General features: G+C 43.2%; 10 protein-coding genes. 2 read left to right on the top strand and 8 right to left on the bottom strand.

All coding sequences use genetic code 11. The features are described 5' to 3' along the window. Window positions 1-53: 53 nt before the first annotated feature. A complete protein-coding gene (locus tag DWW23_RS12090) occupies window positions 54-1,628 on the bottom strand; it encodes a beta-N-acetylhexosaminidase (RefSeq protein WP_122353534.1) in 1,575 nt (524 codons plus the stop codon). A gap of 106 nt (window positions 1,629-1,734) precedes the next feature. Here DWW23_RS12090 and DWW23_RS12095 point away from each other — a divergent pair, with 106 nt between their 5' ends. Further along, the gene (locus DWW23_RS12095) at window positions 1,735-3,345 is read left to right on the top strand and encodes a dipeptidase (RefSeq protein WP_122353535.1); all 1,611 of its coding nucleotides are present in this window, start codon (window positions 1,735-1,737) and stop codon (window positions 3,343-3,345) included. Window positions 3,346-3,379: 34 nt separating this feature from the next. After that, window positions 3,380-4,549, top strand: coding sequence for a C1 family peptidase (locus DWW23_RS12100; protein WP_122353536.1), 1,170 nt, complete (start codon window positions 3,380-3,382; stop codon window positions 4,547-4,549). Between the two features lie 94 nt (window positions 4,550-4,643). Here DWW23_RS12100 and DWW23_RS12105 read toward each other — a convergent pair whose 3' ends face one another. The 7 genes from DWW23_RS12105 to DWW23_RS12135 all read right to left on the bottom strand — a co-directional run bounded on the left by DWW23_RS12105 (window position 4,644) and on the right by DWW23_RS12135 (window position 22,251). Continuing rightward, window positions 4,644-5,741, bottom strand: a complete 1,098-nt coding sequence (locus DWW23_RS12105; RefSeq protein ID WP_122353537.1) for an aldose epimerase family protein — start codon at window positions 5,739-5,741, stop codon at window positions 4,644-4,646. 18 nt (window positions 5,742-5,759) lie between these two features. Beyond that, a complete protein-coding gene (locus tag DWW23_RS12110; protein ID WP_122353591.1) occupies window positions 5,760-7,904 on the bottom strand; it encodes an alpha-galactosidase in 2,145 nt (714 codons plus the stop codon). Between the two features lie 152 nt (window positions 7,905-8,056). Next, a complete protein-coding gene (locus tag DWW23_RS12115) occupies window positions 8,057-10,873 on the bottom strand; it encodes a sugar-binding domain-containing protein (RefSeq protein ID WP_122353538.1) in 2,817 nt (938 codons plus the stop codon). 55 nt (window positions 10,874-10,928) lie between these two features. Next, window positions 10,929-13,733, bottom strand: a complete 2,805-nt coding sequence (locus tag DWW23_RS12120; protein ID WP_122353539.1) for a sugar-binding domain-containing protein — start codon at window positions 13,731-13,733, stop codon at window positions 10,929-10,931. Between the two features lie 53 nt (window positions 13,734-13,786). Then, complete coding sequence (locus DWW23_RS12125) at window positions 13,787-15,799, bottom strand: RagB/SusD family nutrient uptake outer membrane protein (protein WP_122353540.1); 2,013 nt, start codon at window positions 15,797-15,799, stop codon at window positions 13,787-13,789. 10 nt (window positions 15,800-15,809) lie between these two features. After that, entirely contained in the window at window positions 15,810-19,079 is a 3,270-nt protein-coding gene (locus DWW23_RS12130) for a TonB-dependent receptor (RefSeq protein ID WP_122353541.1), read from the bottom strand. A gap of 388 nt (window positions 19,080-19,467) precedes the next feature. After that, the gene (locus tag DWW23_RS12135) at window positions 19,468-22,251 is read right to left on the bottom strand and encodes a glycoside hydrolase family 2 protein (protein ID WP_122353542.1); all 2,784 of its coding nucleotides are present in this window, start codon (window positions 22,249-22,251) and stop codon (window positions 19,468-19,470) included. Between the last annotated feature and the right edge of the window lie 142 nt (window positions 22,252-22,393).

Consider the following 22,393-nt stretch of genomic DNA (forward strand, 5'->3'; position numbering starts at 1 on the left):
CATAAAAGCAAAAGGGCGGAACCGTTATCGATTCCGCCCTTTTTTATTTCAGATCAACCATTCTGTAACACGTCTTCCTTTGCCGGAGCATCCGGTTCCGGGGTAGATGACGGATTGAACGGATTGAAGTAGTAAATACCCAATGTATTCAGATATTCCAGGAAATACGGCAACTTCTTCATGAACAAACTGCATTCCTTTTCTTTGGCAGGTGTCCATCCGTCTTCTGCCACAGCGACCAAACGCGGGAAAGTCATAAAGTCAAGACGTTTCGGATCTGCTACACGTTCTGTCCATAAAGAGAACTGCAACCCCATTACCTGATCCTCATAATCTTTTGTCAGATGGATAATAGGTTCGGGGAAACGGTAAATATCCTCGATCGTATTATAACCGTTCCACAAACGACCGACATTGTGTTCTCCGTATTGAACGAAATCCGCATAGAAAGGACGGCGCGGAGTCATTATCACCTGGTAGCCATTCTCCAGAGCCTTTACCAACTGGTGTTTACGGTCATGACGCCACCACATAACTACTGCTTTACCCGGAGAAACGCCGGCATCGATGATTTCGTCCCAACCGATCATTGTCTTTCCTTTGGAGGCTACGATATCAGCGGCACGATTTACGAAATAATGTTCCAGACCTGTTTCATTCTGTAACTTTTTATCTTTGATGAATTGCTGGATTTCCGGATCGGTAAACCAACTTTGATTTCCATAATGAACCTCATCTCCACCGATATGGATATAAGGAGAAGGGAATAAAGAGACGATTTCATCGAGCACATCACTGATGAACTGGTAAGTTGTTTCCTTACAGGGATGGAATGTGAAACCATCCCATTTGCCTTCTCCGCCACCGGATAATTCAGGATATGAACGGCTGACAGCTGTCGCATGTCCGGGCATATCGAATTCAGGAACCACCATAATATGACGTTCTGCCGCATAGGCAACGATCTCCCTGATCTCTTCCTGCGTATAGAATTTCGCGGGTGCATTCGGGTCATGCCAGTTACCGATAGCACCGACAGAAGTCAGTTTTGGATATTTCTTGATCTCGATACGCCAACCCGGCTCGTCGGTCAGGTGCCAGTGGAAGACATTCATACGGAGGGAAGCCATAATATCCAGATACTGTTTAACCTTTTCCTTCCCGAAGAAATGACGGCTTTCATCCAGCATAAAGCCTCTCCAGCCATAACGCGGCTGATCGACGATCTTACAGGATCTCACCGTTCCTTTGCCGAAACGGGCCAGTTGTTTCAATGCTTCTTTTGCATAAAACAAACCGGATTCGGAAGAGGCTTCCAATAAAACAGATTCGGGGGTGACAGTCAGTGTATAAGCCTCGTCTGCCATACGTAGTTTTTCGTCCAGAACCAACCGGATGGTTCCCTGCGAAGGAGTGCCCGACAGTTCGGATCCTTTCAGTTCGGACGGTAGTTTTTTAGCCAGTTGATCGGCATATCCGCCATTTCCGGTGATCTGGGATGCCGTACCGATCGTAAAAGAACCTTTCCCACCCGACACCTTGGCTGGAGTGGGAAACAAAGTGAGTTGAGCCAATGCCGGCAAGGTCAGAAATACCAGCAATACAGCAATAGAAAATAGTTTTCTCATGGGACTATAATTGTTATGTTATCGTACACACTTTAGATTTGGGCAAATATATAGATTTATTCCGATACAGTTTGTATCTTTAACCACTAAATCAAATGACAAACACATGAACAGATTGTTTATCCTTACTCTTACACTTATCTGCCACTGTTTCATTACGACTGCGCAGGAGATAGAATACGCTCGACCTGTCAACACACCGGAGAGCTGCACTAGTATTATGGTCGGTAAAAAGGCCTCGACAGACGGCTCGGTAATGACCAGCCACACATGCGACGGTAACTACCGCACCTGGATGGATATCGTTCCGGCTGCCACCTACGACCGCGACACGACAGTTGCCATCTACAACGGACGGATGCACACCGAATATCCGAACGACCAGACGAATGTGGAACTGAAAGGAACTATTCCCCAGGCACGTTCCACGTATCAGTTCCTGAACACCTCCTACCCTTGCCTGAACGAAAAACAACTGGGGATCGGGGAAACTACGATCTCCGGACGGAAAGAACTGGAGAACAAGAACGGCATGTTCATGATCGAAGAACTGGAAAAGATCGCCCTGCAACGTTGCTCGACCGCCCGTGATGCTATCCGCCTGATCGGAAAGCTGGTAAAAGAATTCGGTTACGGTGATTCCGGCGAATGTCTGACTATCGCCGATCCGAATGAGGTATGGATATTCGAAATATTCGGAGAAGGTCCGGATAAGATCGGCGGTGTATGGGCGGCAGTACGTATTCCGGATGACCATGTCAGTGTTTCGGCAAATATCTCCCGTATCTCTACACTCGATTTGAAGGATAAAGATAATTATATGGCCTCGGATAATGTGTTCGATGTAGCTAAGAAGATGAAGTTATGGGATGGAAAAGAGCCGTTCCGCTTCTGGAAGGCTTACAGCGGCGGAAATTATTTCGGCGAACTGAAATCTTTCAGCCTGCGCGAGTTTTTTATCCTGAACAGTCTTGCTCCTTCCCTGAAACTGGCTTACGATTCAGAAGAACTTCCGTTGAGCGTCAAACCGGATAAACAGGTTGCTGCTACCGATGTAATGGCGCTTTTACGTGCAACTTACGAAGGTACGGACTGGGATACGACAAAGAATCTGAAAATCCTCGCCAAGAAGAAGGACAGTGCTGAAAAAGATTCCGTGACGAGTCCGGCAGCTAATCCCTGGATGACGACGGATATGATCAATATGCTGAATGCTGTCAAAGGCGGCACAGTGGACCGCAACCGCCTGGTAGCCGTTCCTCAATGTTCTTATTCGCATGTGATCCAGTTACGCAACTGGCTACCCGATGCAGTCGGCGGTGTTGCCTGGTTATCTTTCGATAATCCGGGACAAAGCCCGCGTATCCCTATTTTCTCCGGTTCCACCGCACTCCCGCCCAGCTTCGGTATCTGCGGGCAGCACCGTCACCGGAAAGATGCAGCCATCTGGTCGTTCCGCGAAGCAAACAAATTAGCTACCGTACGTTGGGGACTGACCAAAGAGAAAATACAAACTGCCATCACTCATTTTGAAGAGAAAGGACAGCGGGAACTGCCTTTTGTCGAAAGCCAGTATAAAGAGATACAGCAGGCGAAAGGTAACGAAGCAGCTAACGCCTTTCTGACAGGATACACCTCAGATTTCGCCGGGGCAACCATGCAGCGCTGGCAGGAAATGGCAGACGAATTCTGGAAGATGTTCGCAAGAGGGTTTTAAGAACTGAATTATTATAACATAAACAACATATCATATGAAAGCATTATTTATCTCCTGTGCCTTGCTGCTTTCCGCATTCAGCACGTTTGCACAAGGTTATCAGTTTACCGAAGTGGTAACCGTTCCGGCTACCCCGGTAAAAAACCAGGCTGCCACCGGTACTTGCTGGTGTTTTGCAACCACCTCTTTTATGGAATCCGAACTATTACGCATGGGAAAAGGCGAATACGACCTTTCCGAAATGTTTATCGTGCGTCAGAAATATATGAACCAGTTACAAGATAACTATCTGCGCCGCGGAGAGGGTAATATCGGGCAAGGCAGCCTGTCCCATACCTTCAAGAACGCATACCGCCAGGTAGGAATCGTTCCCGAAGAGGTTTACAAAGGGATCAACTACGATTCCGAACGTCATAACCACAGTGAAATGGTTCAGTACATGGAGGCTATTGCTAATGTTGCAGTCAAGAATAAGAAACGCAGCCCGGAATACGACAAACTGATCCGGAACCTGTTCGACACCTATCTGGGAGAACTGCCTGCCAAATTCACTTACAAAGGGAAAGAATATACTCCCAAATCGTTCGCCGAATCTCTGGGATTAAATATGGATGACTACATCGAACTAACCAGTTTCATACATCATCCGTATTACGTAAAATTCGATGTGGAAGTACCTGACAACTGGGAACATCAACTCATGTACAACCTGCCTCTCGACGAAATGATCGAGACAGTCGATTATGCTTTAAACAACGGTTTCACCGTATGTTGGGACGGTGATGTCAGTGAAAAAGGCTTCTCTTTCAAAAATGGCGTAGCTATCAACCCGGAAGTGAAGAAGGTAGAAGACTTCTCCAATACCGACCGTGCCCGTTTCGAGAAGATGGATGAAAAGGAACGTCTGGAAGAAGTGTATAAATTCGAACAGCCATATCCGGAAGTCAAAGTAACTCCCGAAGTCCGTCAGCAGGGTTTCGAAGCATTCGTTACTACTGACGACCATCTGATGCACCTGACCGGTATTACCAAAGATCAGAACGGAACCAAATATTACATCACAAAGAATTCCTGGGGTACAGACCGTAATAAATTCGGCGGCTATCTGAATATGTCTGAAAGCTTCGTCCGTGCCAAAACCATTTATATCATGTTGCACAAGGACGCAATCCCGAAAGCGATCAAAGCAAAATTAAGTTTATAAGGAGATACATTCATAGGGTTTATATTCCTTATCTATCAAAAAAAGACAGGTGGATGCATTTATCAGATATGCATTCACCTGTCTTTTTAAAGGATTACATCGTTTTAAACCTATATTCTGTTATATGGCTATATTTATTTGAACTATCTATCAAAACAGAAGGGAAAGCGGGTTGATTCGGAGCATCCGGATACCCTTGTGTTTCGATAGCAATCCCAGCACTTGCATAATAGGGGATTCCATCTTTCCCTATATCCGTTCCATCCATAAAATAGCCGTTATACACCTGTACCGAGGGTTGATCAGTGTATATTTCAAGAATTCGACCGGAGGTTTCATCAGACAAACCGGCGGCGAAGTTCAATTCCTCCCCTTCCTTCCTATCCAAAGCATATGCCAGAGAGAAACCTTTCCCCTTTTGTATCTGCGAATGTTCCTCTGCCAAAGACGAGGCAATGGTTCGAGACGAACGGAAATCGAGCAGAGTGCCGTCTACAGGCAGCAAGCTTCCCGTAGGAATCAATTCCCCGTCACAAGCGATGATGGCAGATGCATTCAGGGTTAAATTATGGGATAAGATATTCTTCTTCACTGCAGGACCGGAGGATGATTGCAGGTTGAAAAAAGCATGATTTGTCAGGTTAACAGGAGTCAGACGATCGGTCGTTGCTTCGCATTCCATACGCAAACAGTTATTATTTTGCAATAGGTAAGTAACCTTTACTTGCAGGTTACCCGGATAACCCTCTTCCCCGCTTTGTGAATAAATGGAGAACTCGACAGCTTCCTCGCCGGCAGGAGTAAGAAATGAACGGGATTTCCAGAAACGATTGTGAAAAGCATCGATTCCACCGTGCAAATGATTACGGACAGGCTTGCCATAGGCATCGTTGGAAGCCAGCAGATACTCCTGATCCCCCAACCGGAAACAAGCATTGCTGATCCTTCCGCAAACACGGCCGACAATCGCTCCATGATACTGTTCACCTGCCATCCGGTAACCGTCGAGGGTATCGAAACCGAGTACAATATCCCCCATGTAACCGTTACGGTCAGGTACCCACATACTTACCCAACGGGCACCGTAATTCGTGAACTGGGCAACCAGTCCGTTACAGTTCCTTAATGTAATCAATTCAGCGGCAAGAGTCGATCCCCCACCGCTGAACGCTGATACAGATAGAATTTTCATATTAAGAAGCTAGCTTTATTATTGTTTCACAATTTTGAAGATACGGCTTTTAAAAGCTCCGTACAATGGGAACTCGACTCCTATATTCATCAAGTGGCGACCTTTATAAAGTCCTTCCATCCCGTCAATTCGATAGGATGCTTCCGGTTCCAAACCGCGCAATTTTACCTTTTTAGGACGTTTCGTCTCCGGGATTACATTATCAGGATACTCAGCCAGATTATAAACGAACAGGACAGATTCTGTCTTCGGCTTATTGACAAACTGTAGAACACTCCGGTTATTTTCATAAGGGGAAACCAAACGATAATGATCTCCTTTATGCACCGTTTCCCGTATCTCTTTATAAAGAGCTATCTTTTCACGGGCTGTTTCCTTCTCTTTATCGGTCCATTTCGTTATATCGTAACCGACTCCCAACACCCCGCACATAGATACGTCAAACTTAAATTCCAGCGGATGCTTCTGACCGTGCCAGTCCTCTTGTGTCACCCAACTGATCATTGAATTGGAAGGGAACGCATTCAGGAAAGAATACTGTATGAATGTACGTTCCACCGGATCGGTATTATCACTTGCCCAGCAGAAATCGGTACGTGCCATCATACCCAGGTCCACTCTTCCACCACCACCGGCACAGTTCTCAAACCATACTTCCGGAAATTCGGCACGCAGCGTTTCAAACAGACGGTACAGGTTCTCGATATATTTAATACGGACCGCCCGCTGCTCGTCGGTCGGTGCAGACAGGAAACCCGGCTCAGTCAGTCCGCGGTTCATATCCCATTTTATGAATTTGATATTGTTTTCACGCAGCAAGGTAGAGAAACAGGTATATAAATATTGATAGACATCTTCGCGTGCCAGATTAAGCATCAACTGGTTACGTGTTTCATGCCGGGTCCGGTTCGGGTAATGGAATACCCAGTCAGGATGTTGGCGGTAGAGGTCGCTGTTCGGGTTTACCATCTCCGGTTCTATCCAAATACCGAAATCCAATCCCATAGCATTGATCTTGTCGATCATCGGTTGCAGACCGTTAGGGAATTTATTCTTATCGACAGTCCAGTCACCTAAACCGCCTTTATCGTTCACACGACCTTTAAACCAGCCATCGTCGATTACAAAGACCTCTACACCCAGTTCTTTTGCAATTTTAGCCAAAGCCAGCTGATGTTCTTCATTTACATCAAAAGTCGTCGCATACCAGCTATTATACAAAACAGGACGAACCTGATCGCGATGAGAAGGATATAAGACCTTTTCGCGGGTAAAAGAAGCCAGGTTTTGTGAAACACCCTCCATTCCACGGTTGGTATATCCGACCATCAGCTTAGGGGTTGTATAACTTTTTCCCGGCTGAAGGACCAGGAGTTGGTCCCAGAAATTAATACCTCCGGTCACCTGAACCTCGCCGGGAGCATATTTCTCGAAATCCATCCGCCAGTTCCCACTATACTGCAAGGAGCCAAACCAAACTTCTCCACAAGTCTCCTCCTGCTCGCCTTCCGGCCTTATCGCAAAGAAAGAAGAACCGTATGAACGCAGGTCTTTCGTCTGAATCGTCTTCAGTCCCTGGGTCAGTTTCGTTACATTCATCTGGTACTCATATCCCCATCTGCCGGACAAGTGTGTCAGTTCATATGCATTTTTCGGTAGGAAAAAGGTGCCGGACTGAACATTTTCAATGTCGATACTCCCTTTCTTTCCCGTATTCTTTACCTCTATCCATTTTTCCAGCAGGTCATACTCCGGGAGAACACGAATATATTCTGTTACTGCCAGCGGATAATATTTATCTTTCTGATGAATAACCAAAGTGGTATATCCATCCTGTGTCAGGAGTTCCGCTCCGGTATAAATCAGTTCAATATCCCTCACCCGGTCTTTGAAGACCGCTTCCAGCATCGGAGTGGTTGCCGAATAGCCACCTCGCACCGTCACTTCTTCCCCTAACGGATAACGAAGCATTCCCGGATCCTGACTTTTATCTCCGAAATAAAACATTCCTACCACGCCTCCTTCCGAAACCGCTATCCTATAGATAGACGATTCCGTTTCCAACGTCCATGATTTTCCATCATTCCCGATACTGACAGAGTTTGTTTGAGCCTGTATAACTCCGGCTACAAAAAGAAACAACACAATAAAAGACTTTTTCATAAGCTTCATTCTAATCATTTAATAAAATGGGTAATATATCTGTTTTTACTCATAAAGCAAAGGAACCGGCTCCCTGATCATGCGGTTCATACATATCAAAGGCAGAACCGGTTCCATTTATAATTTATACACGAAGTAACAAGCTCAAAATGTTATTTATACAAACCCTTTATTGCTTCAACCGTCACCACTTGTGAAGGATTGAAAGCATCGCTCTTCATATAATGAAGCAGACTATTTGCCAGCTGCCGAGCTTCAGGCCGTTTCTCCATCTCTGTTGTCAGGTCGGCACTACACATCAACAACTTTCCTTTTCCTACTTTCATTTCTACGACCATACCAAAAGAACGGGCAGTAAACCAATCATCAATGATACGAACGATCGGTTTGATATCATCACCAAGTCTTTTCAACGGAATAGCCTGACAGTGCGACATAGCATCCTGCCACTGGTAATCGCTATGGTAAGCAGTCGGAAACAAAGACAAAGCCGGATGTGACGGATCACATAAAATACCCAATGTATGAGGAGCTTGCCCGTTCGTCCACAACGTATTCCAGAAGATGGAAGAGAAACCGACAACTACAGAGTCTTTTCCTTCATTTCTCAGGTTACCGAATTGGGGAGTCAACAAAACTTTGCCTCCTTTATCCAGTACATCTAAAGCCTCTTTATCCAATACCGTGGCTATTTTCACCTCTGCTGACTCCTCTCTGGTTTCCGGGTACACCCAAACATGCCAGTGATTTTTATAGTTTCCAACCGAAACTTCCAACAGATACTGAACGGGAACCTGCGTTTCCAACTTTTTATGAAGCTCACCCACTTTTGTCAATGTTCCGGTCGGAATTGTAGCAGTAAAGAAAGAGCCGGAATCAACGAGACCTCCATCCATAGAAGTCAGCTTCCAGGTCGTTTTAGCATTCGACAAATCATCTGCCGAATATTGAGCAATTTCGATTGAGGCTTCCAACGCCTCGCCACTATTCAATATGAAACGATCCATACGTGCCAAAGGTACAACTTCATTGCAAAATTCACTGAATTCCTGAGAAGTCACATAACCTTTCGAACGCCAAAAAGGATTAAGTACCCCAACCAGAGCCGTTCCTTGTCCTGGAAAATCGTGCAAATCAAGTAACTGGAAACCGCCAAAGCCCTTTGTCCGCAAAGCTGCTTCAATATCCGCCTTGTAACAAAGCGCCTGCAATTTACCGGAAGCAAATAAGAAGCTATCCGCCAATGGCAGCAAACCATTTTCACGTAAACGATCTTCAAATATATCAAAGTTTTTCGCTTTCAGAACTCCTGTATACTGACTCCGCTCTTTAAGATCCGGATATACACACCATTGACCTATTTCATGACTAATAACCGGATGTGTCGCGGATATTCTGGAAGTCCAATCATAATTACTTCCCGGCTTTGTTGCATTTATAATACTTCCGATCCCTTCTCCCCATGCCTGAATACGTGGAGCTGGACTAGAATAATAACAATGCCAGTCATTTTCCGGTATAGCCGGCCAACCGGCAGCTGTCGTACAGAGAAAACGTCTATCTTTCGCTTTCCAATGTTTAACAAAATCCGTCAGATATTTCTCATGTCCATCTCCCGATGGTTCATTCCCGTAAGAGAAAAGGCAAAAAGAAGGATGATTTGCATATTCCTGTACAATACGTTCACTCTCATCCATTACAAACCGGTCTATAGGTTTACCACTACCTACTTGAGCCCAGGCACCACATTCTACATAGAAATAGAAACCTAGCCGATCCGCAACATTAAAAGCGGCTTCAGGCGGGCACCAGGAATGGAAACGCAAATGGTTTAATCCATGCGCCCGACAAGTTTTCATAATCCGTTCCCATTCAGCCTCGTCTGTCGGAGGGAATCCGGTTTCCGGGAAAATACAGCACTCTAATGTACCCCTGAAAAAGACAGGGCGACCATTGATAGCAATCTGAGTTCCTTTAGTTGACAGTTCACGCATTCCAAATTGCTCCTCCATTTCGTCCTTGCCAGATTTTGTATCCAACTGAACATGGAGTGTATACAGATAAGGAGCAAACTCATCCCACAAACGTGGGTTATCCCCCATTGCATAAGAGACTTGAATTATATTCTTTCCTTTTCCCAGTTCACAGTTCTGACTAATAACAGGAAGGGTTTGAGAAGCGTCTGATCTAAGACAGGCCCGCAAATTAACTGCTCCTTTAAGAACCTTCTTATCCGCATTCTCGATCTGTATTTCTGCCAGTATTTTCTTTTCCTTTACCACAGGAACGATACGTACAGAAGAAATATAGGCTTTCGGTCTGGCTTCCAGCATAATTTCTCCAACCACCCCATTCCAGTTACTCTGCGTATTGTCGGATACACTATGAGCATCAGGTCCGGGATTAATATCTTTGATCCGGTTATCTACCCGGAGCGTAAAGGTATGTTCACCAGGTGTCAAAAAGGAAAGAACATACCGATGTGGAGTCGATAATGAGTTTTCCGAGCCGATTTGTTTGCCATCTACCCACAAAGTAGTCTCCCAATGACAACGTTCCATCGTAAACAGAATTTCTTTATGCTTCCAGTCAGCCGGAATCACTACTTTCTTTTGATACCATGCAGCCCCGGAATAATATTTATCCGGCGATAACCAAAACACAACTTTCGTATCTTCAGGATGACGATATTTAGCATACGACGGACTCTCATACCAGGTACGGTTCCACATCGAACCGACCCAGGGAGTATTAACAGTGACAGGATTTCCTTTACCATTAGTATTCATAGAGCCTGGAAGAGTTATCTTATCTTTCAGATCACTGTTGTACCACATCTCTGATATTCCTCTGTCGCCAGGATCTTCTTTAAACTGCCAGGTTCCACTTAGCGACAGACTTTCATTCTGAGCCAACAGGGTAGACAGGCTGAACGACAGTAATATAAATAAAAATAGTCTATTCTTCATTGTACATTATAATTTTACATCGATATTATCCTATGAATATATAATCTTCAGAAATTCACTTTACAAGTAAATTCTCTATCTGTTCAGGAGTAATCTCCTTCTGCGGATTAAAATGAGAAGATGCCATATATTCCAGGATGCTTTGTTTAAATTGAGCTGCTGATAATCTGTTATCCAAATCGGTATCCAGATCGATGCTGCAAACCATCAAATTACCTTTGCCTACTTTACCCTCAAAAAGTACACCGAGTTTCCTGTTTTTAAACCAGTCGTCGATGACATAGACCAAAGGTCTGAAATCATGAGGAAAATCATCCATTACCATAGCATTACAGCTTACAGCCAGATCTTTCCACTGAAAATCCGAATACCCGTCGTTAGGGAATGCCGCAAAAGCAGCATGAGCAGGATCACACAGGAACCCTAAAGTCTGTGGGGGAACATTGTAAGTCCATGCCGTATTCCAGAAAATAGGAGTAAATGCAACCCGTATATCACCCCCTTCTTTCGGAGCTATCTTTCCATAAGAAAGAAACAAAACATTTTCTCCCTGATTCAACTTATCAATCGCCGTTTTATCCAGTTTATAAGTGATATAAGGCATTTTTTGTATTTCTTTCTTCCTGGCAGGATATACCCATATATTCCAACTATTAGCAATCTCTGTATTTTCTACATTCACCTTCAGGGTTAATTGGGTAGGGTCGGTAAAAGTATTCAGAGGAAATTCAATGCTACCTGCCTCTATCAGATTTCCAATAGGAAGATCATGTCTGAAAGAGCCGGATTTTACTACATTACCCTCTTTTGTCTCTACATTCCACAAAATAGAGGCATCCTGTAAAGGTTTTTCTCCAAAATGAGCAAATTCTATATCCGCCTTAAATTGCTCGTTATTGTTCCATATGAGCTTAGGCATTCTTGCCAAAGGCACTGTTTGATTACAAAATTCGCTGTATTCTTTACCGTCTACATATCCTTTACTTTCCCAGAAAGGATTCAGCACTCCCACCAATGCCGTTCCCTGACCAGGGAAATCATGTAAATCCAAGAGTTGGAATCCGGCAAAACCCGGAGTACGTAAAGCGGCTTCTATATCCATTTTATAACACAATGTCTGCAAACGACCGGAAGCATACAGAAACTTATCCGCCATGTCTCCCAGACCTTTTTCATTCAAGGTTTCTTTAAATATCTCAAAGTTCTTGGCTTTCAGTACACCTGTATATTTATCTATCTCTTTAAAGTCAGGATATACACACCACTGGCCGACCTCATGGCTTACCACCGGCATATCCTCAAGAATACGTTCTCTGAAATCATAGTCGGTACGGGGAGTATAAACATTCAGGATATTATCTATACGTCCAATTCCTCCTATACGGGGTTTATCTGTATTATAATAATCTGCATCCGAAACCAAAGGCCAGCCACCGGCACTTGTATATAGTCTTCTGCCATCGTGTTGTTTCCAGTAAACAACCAAATCATTCAAATAATTGACTTGATTATTACCCGACGGTTCATTACCATAGGCAAGCAGACAGAAAGAAGGATGGTTACCATATTCATTCAGGATACGGATACTTTCTTCTTTAATCCACTGATCTTGCTTGTTCCCATCGCCTACAGAAGTCCATCCGCCGCACTCGACCTGAAGATATACCCCCATACTATCTGCAACATGAAATGCAGCAGCAGGCGGGCACCACGAATGGAAACGAACGTGATTCAGACCGTAACTCTTGCAGGTTGCATAAATCTTTGCCCAATACTCATTATCCATCGCCGGATAACCGGTTTTGGGGAAAACGCAACATTCCAATGTTCCGCGAAGGAAGATAGGACGACCATTAATATCAAAATGGGTACCATTCGCTTTGAGTTCGCGAAAACCGAAATTTACATCTTTTCTGTTAACCCCATCCCGGGAAGACAAAACAGCCTGTAAACGGTACACATTCGGCGTAAATTCTGACCATAATTTGACATTATCTTTCCATTCAATGGCTGTTTCCACACAATTTCCGGCATTGGCCTCGATATCTATTTCTTTTTCCAATATAGATTGGCCTTCGAAAAGAACATTCAATGCCAAACGGGAACCTGCAGGTTTTCCATCCATGTAAACCTTGACGGTAGCCTTCTTTGCCTTTGCATCCGGATACACTTGTATATGATCGATGGCTAAAGCAGGTAGAGCCTGCATTTTTATCTCACCTATAACTCCGTTCCAGTTTGTCTGAGTGTGGTCAGAGACACTGTGAGCATTGGAACCGACATCTATATGTACACGATTATCCACTCTCAAAGACAATAAATGCTTGCCGGGAGCCAAAGAATTTATCAAATATCTATGAGGTACCTGAAGTGCATCTTGATGGCTTATTTTATTCCCGTCGATATATAAGGAAGTTTCCCAGTGGGTACGCTCAAATTCCAATAAAATACGTTTGTCGCTCCATGATTCCGGTATCTCAATCTCTTTTTGATACCATGCAACGCCTACATAATATTTATCAGGATTCAACCAGAACGGAACTTTTATATTGCCTGGTTCACGGTATTTTGCATACTCATCGGCTGTATACCAGGATTTATCCACTACAGAACCAGTCCATTGAGTATGAATACTGACATCATCACCTTTCCCTTGTTCCTGTAAAGATCCCGGCAACTGAACTTTGTCCGAAAGTTCTTTCATCTGCCATTGTTCACTGACCCCGATATCATCGGGGTCAAGTGCGAACTTCCACTCTCCTGCCAGAGAAAGCTCTGAAGGAGAGTTATTACAAGAAACTAAAGCTAATAATGTAGATACCAGCAGATAAAATATAGATTTTATATTCTTCTTTTTCATATTACTTATTTAAGATTCGAATCAATATAACAACATTCCAACTACTTCAAACCTTACATTGTCGGACCCTGGTTAGGAACTAACGGCCAACCCGGGTTCTGATAAATAGGCGAATTTGAAATATCATCACCAGGAGAAGTGATCATAAAATGTTGTATGGCAATCGGTGCGAGATAATGAGCCATGCTCCACTTATAACCATTCAAAGCTAATGATTTTGAATTAATTTCGTAAGGACGGAGATAAGAACTTATAGAAGGTGCCGACACATTTGCAGTCGGATCGTCCAATCCGTAAACCAACAATGTTCCACCTTCCGGTTTGTCATACCATGCCTGCATGGGTCCCCACAGTCTAAAACCTTCAATATGATAGGGTGTCGTTACCAGCTGATCCATAGATCTCCAACGCTTCAAATCCATATAGCGAAAACCTTCGGCCATCAATTCACTACAACGCTCCCTGCGAATATTATATAAAACCGGATCTATCAACTGACCAGCAGAATAGGCTCCCCAATCAAATTTCGCCTCTTCACTCATATTGGTAGCTGCTATAGTTTTATTATAGTCTTCATCTACAAATGCACGGTTTCTAAGTTGTTTCCAATAGCCACTAGCCACATTATCGACCGTTCCTGTTTTCTCATAGCATGCCTCCATATAATTCAAATAAGCCTCCGCTGCCCGGAAAATGATACTGCCGGTATATCCTAAAAAGTTACCGCAATGTTTTCCATCATAATTCAGACCTTTCCTCAATGCATACCCTGTTGAGTATGACCAACCCGCGCTTCCGTTTGTAATATCCGGAACAGGCTCTTTTATTGTACCATGCGTATTTTCCGGTGAATCATAAAGTATATTTGTTTGTCCGGGTTCCTTCAAAAACAACCACAATCTACCGTCTCTATTCTCTCTGACCTGTGAAATTTCCTCATCACCGGCATACGTTGAAGATGCATTATAGATAGGTAAACCATTTTTCATCAAAAATGTATTTACCATTCCTCGTGTAGGTCCAACGCCATCATTTCCTCTCTGAGCCATTTGTACAACCCCATGTGTTACACCTAAGCCTTTACTATATTGCCGCCATAACAGCACTTCGCTAAAGCCGGACATATCTTCCGCACCGAACATATCGAAATAAGGATTCGTAGGATCCGCCAGCGTTTGCTGCAAAACACCATTATTATCAACCAACGGAATAGCATCGGCAACCTGTTTTGCAGATTCCATAGCCAATGAAAGAAAATAATCAATTTCTTTATCTATATCTCCCAGCGGATACAGATACCCTGTATTATAATCTTTATTTTTCCCGGGCCATCCTTCTCCATTAGGAACAAAGGCTGTATTTTTAAAATATTTCAACCAGGTACCTTCAAACAGAGCAACCCTCGATTTCACCAATAATGCACAATTTTTAGAAATACGATTTTTCTTATCATCCGGTTTATCTTTCAATAAAAAAATCGCAGAATCCAAATCTGAAATAATAGCCCGTGCCACTTCATTTCTGGGAGAACGTTTACTTGCCTCAGTCAACGCTTCTTTTTCATCAGGCAGAGTCGTTTTAATAATAGGAAAATCTCCGAACTCCTGAAGCTTTTTAAAATATTCAAAGGCTCTCAGGAAATACATTTCCCCTATATATTGCTTAATATTGGTCTCATCACCTTCCAATCCGCCTGCTTCCCACCGGGGAACCACATTCTGGATAAAATAGTTACAGCTATAAATCATATCAAAACTCCAGCTGCCTCCGGATTGAGCTACTTTCCATTGCCCCGGAACATATCTGTTATCATAGTTCTTATGCGCCATCTTATCCGTATGCATATCCATACCGTAAGTTCCATATCCTGAGCCGGAGTTGGAATGAGAGACCAAAATCGTGGAATACAGATTATTAGCGTATGAAGCTAATTGTGACTCTTCTGTTAAATAATTTTCGGGCGTCACCATGGTCAAAGGCTCTCTGTCAAGATAATCATTACACGCAAAGAATGTACCAACCATCAACACACCCGCTATCTTTTTCAATATACTTGTCGTTTTCATGCTATTCTATTTAAAAAGTAAGACTTAACCCAACTGATAATGTTTTAGAAAGGGGATAAACACTGCCATTCCATCCTCCATCAATAGTTTCGGGATCAAATGTCCCAAACATTTTAGTGCCAGTCCATAAATTTTCACCGGAAACATATACTCTTAACTTAGACACAAGGAATTTTTTTGTGATCAATTCCGGTAAAGTATATCCTAATTGTATATTTTTCAGGCGAATGTAAGCAGCATTCTGCAAGTAGCGGGATTGGGTTTGTTGATTCTTTGAAGTACTGAAATCAGGTCGTGGGAAATAAGAATCCAGATTCTGTCCCAATATATGATCAGGATTTTCTCTAAAATAATCCAGATGAGGAAGCATACAGGTCGATTCCCAAACAGAAGATGCAGCACCCCAGAAATAATAACTACTCTGAAAATAGTCTCTTTTCATCACTCCCTGGAAAAATGCACGAAAATCAAATCCTTTATAATCTAAATTCAAATCCAAACCGAATAAATACCGGGGAGTATTATTACCTATAACTTTCATATCTCCATGGTTCCCTTCCGTATTAGCTCCGTTATCGATTTTTCCATCTCCATTCAAGTCAGCATACATAATATCACCAGCTCCCCAGCGATTACCGATCGCATCCTGTCCTCCGTTAGGTAATGAAGCCAAATGGGCATCCATCTCTTCCTGAGTTTTTGCAATTCCTATCGTTTCATATCCCCATATTTCACCCAGCATCATACCTGCTCTGTATGTATCTTTATCCAAAGATCCTGTCTCATTCGGGTAACGTGTAATTTCTGTTTGAGAATCGGACAATAAGAATTTAACACCATAGCCAAGGCCGCATTTAAGCTGGTCATTCCAGCCAACGGATAATTCCCATCCGTATGTTCTTAAGTCTGTATTATTTGTCTGAGGAACCGCGGTTCCCAAAGTAACAGGTAATTCCGGCGCCGGTCCCACCATGTCGATTGTTTTTCTCGAATAAACATCCAACGAACCATTCAAGCGATTGTTTATCGCAGCAAAATCCAGACCGACATTCCATGTTTTTACACGCTCCCACGTCATAGTAGAGCTAACCAGTCCCGGAGCAGCTGATGTGTTTGGTTTTATTCCATTCATCAACCAATCGCCATTGGATGCCTTAACCGTCATTGCCTGATAAGTCGGATACCAACTATCCGTATTTTGGTTGCCTAATTCACCATATGACCCCCTAAATTTAAACGTACTTATATATTCCTCCAGGTTAGACCAAAACGCTTCTCTGGCAACATTCCATCCGACAGAAAAAGAAGGGAACCAACTCCAACGGTTATCTGCCCTAAAACGAGAAGTTCCATCGTAACGCAAATTGACTTCCAGTAAATATTTTTGTTGATAATCATAGTTAATACGTCCAAAAAAGCCTGCTGTCGCCCAATGATCAGAAGCTCCGTTCACAGATGGAGTAACTTCTGCTCCATAAACATCCAGGCCAGTCGTTAAATCAACCTCCGGCAAAGAAGGAATAATTATGCCTTCTCGTTGAAGTCCAAACACCTTCTTCTTCATTAATTCCGACTGAAATCCAATCATTCCTTTAAAATTATGTCCGGATTCCAACGACTTCGTATATTCCGTATATGCACTAAAATTTGTATAGTTTTCTTTTGCATGATCTTCATGTACATGCGAGTTATTATTGTATGGGTAAGGCTTACCTTCCACATCATGATTATAAGTCTTTTGGATTTCCCAATGGGTGTTCGCATTTTTGATCCTATAATTAAAATCCACAAAAGTTTTCCAACCTTTAATAGGTTCCAAGACTACTTGGGCCTGCTGGTACAAGTAGTCTGTCTGGTATATACCAGAGCCGCCGTCCCGTAAATTCAAAGCAGGAGATGGAGACGCATACAAATTACCATTGGGGTCATACAACGGAAGAGTCGGCCATCCCTGACGTCCTAAATCATGAAAGAGATCATCCCGGAGAAAAGAAGGACGCTTCAAATCTTCCCTGATAAAACGATTGCTATAATTCAACTGTGCCCAATCGGTTATTTTTACATTAATCTTAGCTGTTCCCGTATATCTGTCATAAGTATCCTGGCTCAACTTCATCATTCCGTTCTGATCCAGATAGTTCATAGACACATAATAATTAACAGACTCATTTCCGCCACTCAAACTCAAATTATGTTCCTGAGAAAATACCCAGTTACGATAAACAACATCATACCAATCTACATTATCATTTCCATAAAGATAGCCATCTCCCCACATCTTAGGATTACTCGGATTTACAGGCACAGAAGCAGTGAGTTTGCCACTCTGATAATCTTTAATCCGTTGCATCTGGTCATCTCCAAACTGTGGAGCAGCTCCACCATTGATACAAGCATCATTAAAATATGTAGCGAAAGTGTAGGAATCGGCCATCTGAGGCAATAAGACCGGATCACTCCATCGGAAACTATTATTATAATTTACTGTAGGCTTCCCACTTCTCCCCTTCTTAGTCGTTACTAAAATTACCCCAAAAGGTGCACGGGAACCATAAATCGAAGATGCCGCCGCATCTTTCAATACTGAAATATTTTCTATATCCTGAGGATTTATAGCATCAATATCCCCCTCCATTCCATCTATCAGAATAAGAGGACTACCACTCGATCCTTTACCGATTGTCGCAGTACCGCGAATATTCATACTTGCACGTTTTTCCAATCCTCCCATATTCTGAGATATCTGTAACCCCGGTACCAAACCTTGCAAAGCCTGGGCAGCTGTCATTACAGGACGTGATTCCAAAGCTTTTGCGTCAGCAATACCCACAGAACCTGTTAAGTTCACTTTTTTCTGGGTACCAAAACCTATTACAACAACTTCGTCAATCGACTCCGTATTTTCCTGCATGACTACGTTTATTTCTTTTTGGTTTGCAACATTTATTTCAACTGTTTGCATTCCTATATAAGAGAAAACCAAAACGCTGCCTCGTGGAACTTCCAGGCTAAATTTGCCATCCAAATCGGTAACAACTCCCTGTGTTGTTCCTTTTACCACTACAGAAACCCCTATTAAAGGCATTCCTGTCGCATCATGAACCACGCCACTCACATTTTCATCTTGATTCATTACACTAATCTTCAGATTGTTATCCCCAAAAGCACAAGGGATAAATGCACCACATTGTAGAGAGACTGCCAGTAACAGCCGGACAGTTTTATGTCCAAACAGGAAATAGAAATATTTCCTCTTCTCATTATTCTCACTAATTTTCATAATACTAAAACGATTTAATTAATACTAGTCTATGATAATCTAAACATTCTTTCACCTAAAATTCTAATTAAATCCGGACTTAAGGATACTGTAAAGTAACATGGTTAGCTTTAAGTAACAAATAGATAAAATAATTATATAATGGACTATATTATGATATAAATTAACACACATCTCATATACCGAGACTCACACAATAAAGTCCCGTATTGCACAAATATGCACAACATATTTAATATTCAATATACAAACAGAGTTTTTTAACAACACCTTTTAAACTATTCCATTTAATTCCAATATTTCATAAATGGACTATCCGCTTAAAAACGTTACTATTACCATATTACCTACTATAAATTCTGAAACATTGCCTGTTATCCTGTTTTAATCAGTAAATATCTTCCGGCTTTGCCTCATTCGAAGAAACTTTCCCCGTATGTAACCGATCCAAAACATCCGATTCCATCGTGTTCGACGGACTAAAAGAGTCGCTTTTCATATATTCAAGCAGGCTGAAATATAATTGCCGTGCTTCCGGACGCTGTTTCCAGTCAGACAACAGGTCCATAGAGCAGAAAAGCAATTTACCCGGCCCGACTTTCACCTCGAACAGATTCGATAAACGGCGGTTATTCGCAAAATTATCGATCACTTCTACCAAGGGGGTCACGGCAGGCAGACTATCTGTCACGATCGTTTTAGACTGTTTCAACAACGACCACCATTGCCAGTCGGTATAATTACCTGTCGGGAAATGGCCGAATGCCGGATGTGCCGCATCACATAAGATACCCATTGAACCCGCCTGTTTCGGAAAATGAACCGGACTCCAGAAAACCGGAACAAATTTGCCTTCCAGTCCTACCGTTTGCCTATAATCCGGATTATACAAGACTTTCTTCCCTCCTGCCAAAGCTCTTACGGCTTCATTCAGATCACGCGTAACGATGATCTCTCCTTTATCTAAATCCGGTTGGACCGGATATACCCAAATACTCCATTCATTTTTATAAGGAGTGCTATCCAATACAACGGACAGGGTTAACCGGGCAGCCCCTGGTTGATTTAACGGGCTGGTAATCGTTTCAGGCAGCTTATTCAATCCGATGGCAAGTGACGGACAAGTCATTGTCCCTTCATTCACCACTTTACCCTTGTCATCTTTCAAAGACCAGGAGACAGATTGATTTTTCAATTCTTTATCTGTAAAATTGGCAATCTCAACCGTAGCAGCAAAAGGCTCGTCATTGGTATAAACAGCTTTCGGAAAACGTACCAAAGGAGATACCGGAGAACTAGCCTGACGGAAAATCGCAGCATCGGTTACGCCTTTACTGTCCCAAAATGCGTCCAACAGACCTACCAAAGCAGTGCTTTGCCCCGGAAAATCATGCAAGTCGAGAAGCTGGAAACCGCTACATCCGGCCGTTTTCATCGCGCGTTCAATCTCTTCTTTATATAAAAGGGCAGCCAGATAACCGGAAGCTTTCAGGTAATCGTCGGCTTTATCCAACAAACCTTTCTTTTCCAGTTCCTGTTTTACTCCTTTAAAGTTCAGAGGGTCGAGTACACCGGTATATTTTTCGATCTCTTTCAGGTTCGGGTATACCGAATATTGTCCGACCTCATGCGTAATCAACGGAACTGTCATTCCTTCCACAGAAGCTGTATAATCTTTATCGAACGAAGGAGACTGGGTATCGAAGACTCCCTGACCGCGTACCCAACCTTTTTTAGTCCATTGCGTAATAAAGAAATCATCGTCCGGTTCAGGCCAGTCACCATGTCCACCTTCGAAGGTGAAAGAAGTGGTTGTATATAGATGACGCGGATCTTTAGCCTTTACATAACTCAGTAACCGGGAAAGGAAATTAAAGTCCGGTTGCAACTCATTCCCCAGACTCAGGAAACAAAAAGAGGGATGATTACCGTATTCAGACAGGATACGGTCAGCTTCAGCATACAAATATTCGTTTGTTTTCTGATCTTGTCCCACGCTTAACGACCAGAGAGGAAGCTCTACCTGTAGATAAAAACCTAAAGAGTCAGCAACCTGAAAAGCCGCTTCCGGCGGACACCAGGAATGGAAACGCAAATGGTTCAATCCCCATTCACGGGCAGTCAGAAAGACTTTCTTCCATCCCTCGGGTTCCATTGGAGGACGCCCGGTGAGCGGGAAAACACAACATTCGAGCGTTCCCCGCAAGAAAGCTTTATTTCCATTCAACAGCAGGTCCGATTGGTTATGCCGGAATTCGCGCATACCGAACTTCGTACTCCGCCCGGCTCTCACCGAACCGGCTTCGACCTTCAGATCCAATTGATACAATGTCGGAGTAAATTCATTCCATACCTGCATCGAGTCACCCATCGGGCAGGTGATGTCCAGCAACGATTCTCCCGATGGAAATTCCATATCACGCGTCACGGTTGTAATCGGGGTATTCTTCTGTTTTTGTACTACAGCCTGCAAAGAACCTTTTGTGGCCTCACCACGATTATTGATCCTACCTTTCACATGCACTTGTCGGCCGGAAACGTCCGGATACACTTGCAAATCTTCGATGGAAAGGGCATTTTTAGCCGTAAGAGATATTTCACCGATAATACCGTTCCACATGATCTGTGTTTCATTCGTATAGGCATGCGCCTTATCATCGATAGAAATATCATGTTGTTTCCGGTTATCGACACGGACTGTCAACTTATGTTTCCCCGGTGTCAGGTATTCCGTCAGATCAAAAATATGCGGACTGATCAGGCTCTCACAACGACCTGATACCGGCTTCCCATCTACCCACACCCTTGTCTGCCAGATAACACGCTCCAGCTTTAGTTCGATAGATTTCTCTTTCCACCCCGATGGAATCGTTACTTCACGAGAATACCAGGCCGGACCGACATAACTGTTTTTACGGGTAAGATGAAATATCTGTGGTTTACTGATAGAAGGCGGCAAAGTGTTCGGAACACCATATCCTGCTTCGTCGGTCGTTCCCGGCAATCGGATTTTATCGGCAAACGAACGGTCGAACCATTTCTCCGATACACCGACATCGGTACTATCCATCGCAAATTGCCATTCTCCGGCCAAAGAGATCACCGACGATGCCTCCTTGCAAGAGGTAAACATCATCAATACAAAACATATAGATAAAAAATTCTTCAACATATCTATTAATTATTGATGTGCAAATTAGCTGTTAAGAAACGAATATTGTTTGTTCATTGACTATGAACAACGTTATTCATACTATCTGAACAGTGCTGTTCATAGTATCCGAACCGTGTTGTTCAGACATCATGAACAGTAC

Source organism: Parabacteroides sp. AF14-59 (genome assembly GCF_003479515.1).
Classification (GTDB): domain Bacteria; phylum Bacteroidota; class Bacteroidia; order Bacteroidales; family Tannerellaceae; genus Parabacteroides; species Parabacteroides faecis.

Coding starts and splice junctions, on each gene's coding strand:
- DWW23_RS12115 (WP_122353538.1), bottom strand. CDS start 10,873: ATGAAGAATAGACTATTTTTATTTATATTACTGTCGTTCAGCCTGTCT.
- DWW23_RS12090 (WP_122353534.1), bottom strand. CDS start 1,628: ATGAGAAAACTATTTTCTATTGCTGTATTGCTGGTATTTCTGACCTTG.
- DWW23_RS12095 (WP_122353535.1), top strand. CDS start 1,735: ATGAACAGATTGTTTATCCTTACTCTTACACTTATCTGCCACTGTTTC.
- DWW23_RS12105 (WP_122353537.1), bottom strand. CDS start 5,741: ATGAAAATTCTATCTGTATCAGCGTTCAGCGGTGGGGGATCGACTCTT.
- DWW23_RS12135 (WP_122353542.1), bottom strand. CDS start 22,251: ATGTTGAAGAATTTTTTATCTATATGTTTTGTATTGATGATGTTTACC.
- DWW23_RS12100 (WP_122353536.1), top strand. CDS start 3,380: ATGAAAGCATTATTTATCTCCTGTGCCTTGCTGCTTTCCGCATTCAGC.
- DWW23_RS12120 (WP_122353539.1), bottom strand. CDS start 13,733: ATGAAAAAGAAGAATATAAAATCTATATTTTATCTGCTGGTATCTACA.
- DWW23_RS12125 (WP_122353540.1), bottom strand. CDS start 15,799: ATGAAAACGACAAGTATATTGAAAAAGATAGCGGGTGTGTTGATGGTT.
- DWW23_RS12130 (WP_122353541.1), bottom strand. CDS start 19,079: ATGAAAATTAGTGAGAATAATGAGAAGAGGAAATATTTCTATTTCCTG.
- DWW23_RS12110 (WP_122353591.1), bottom strand. CDS start 7,904: ATGAAAAAGTCTTTTATTGTGTTGTTTCTTTTTGTAGCCGGAGTTATA.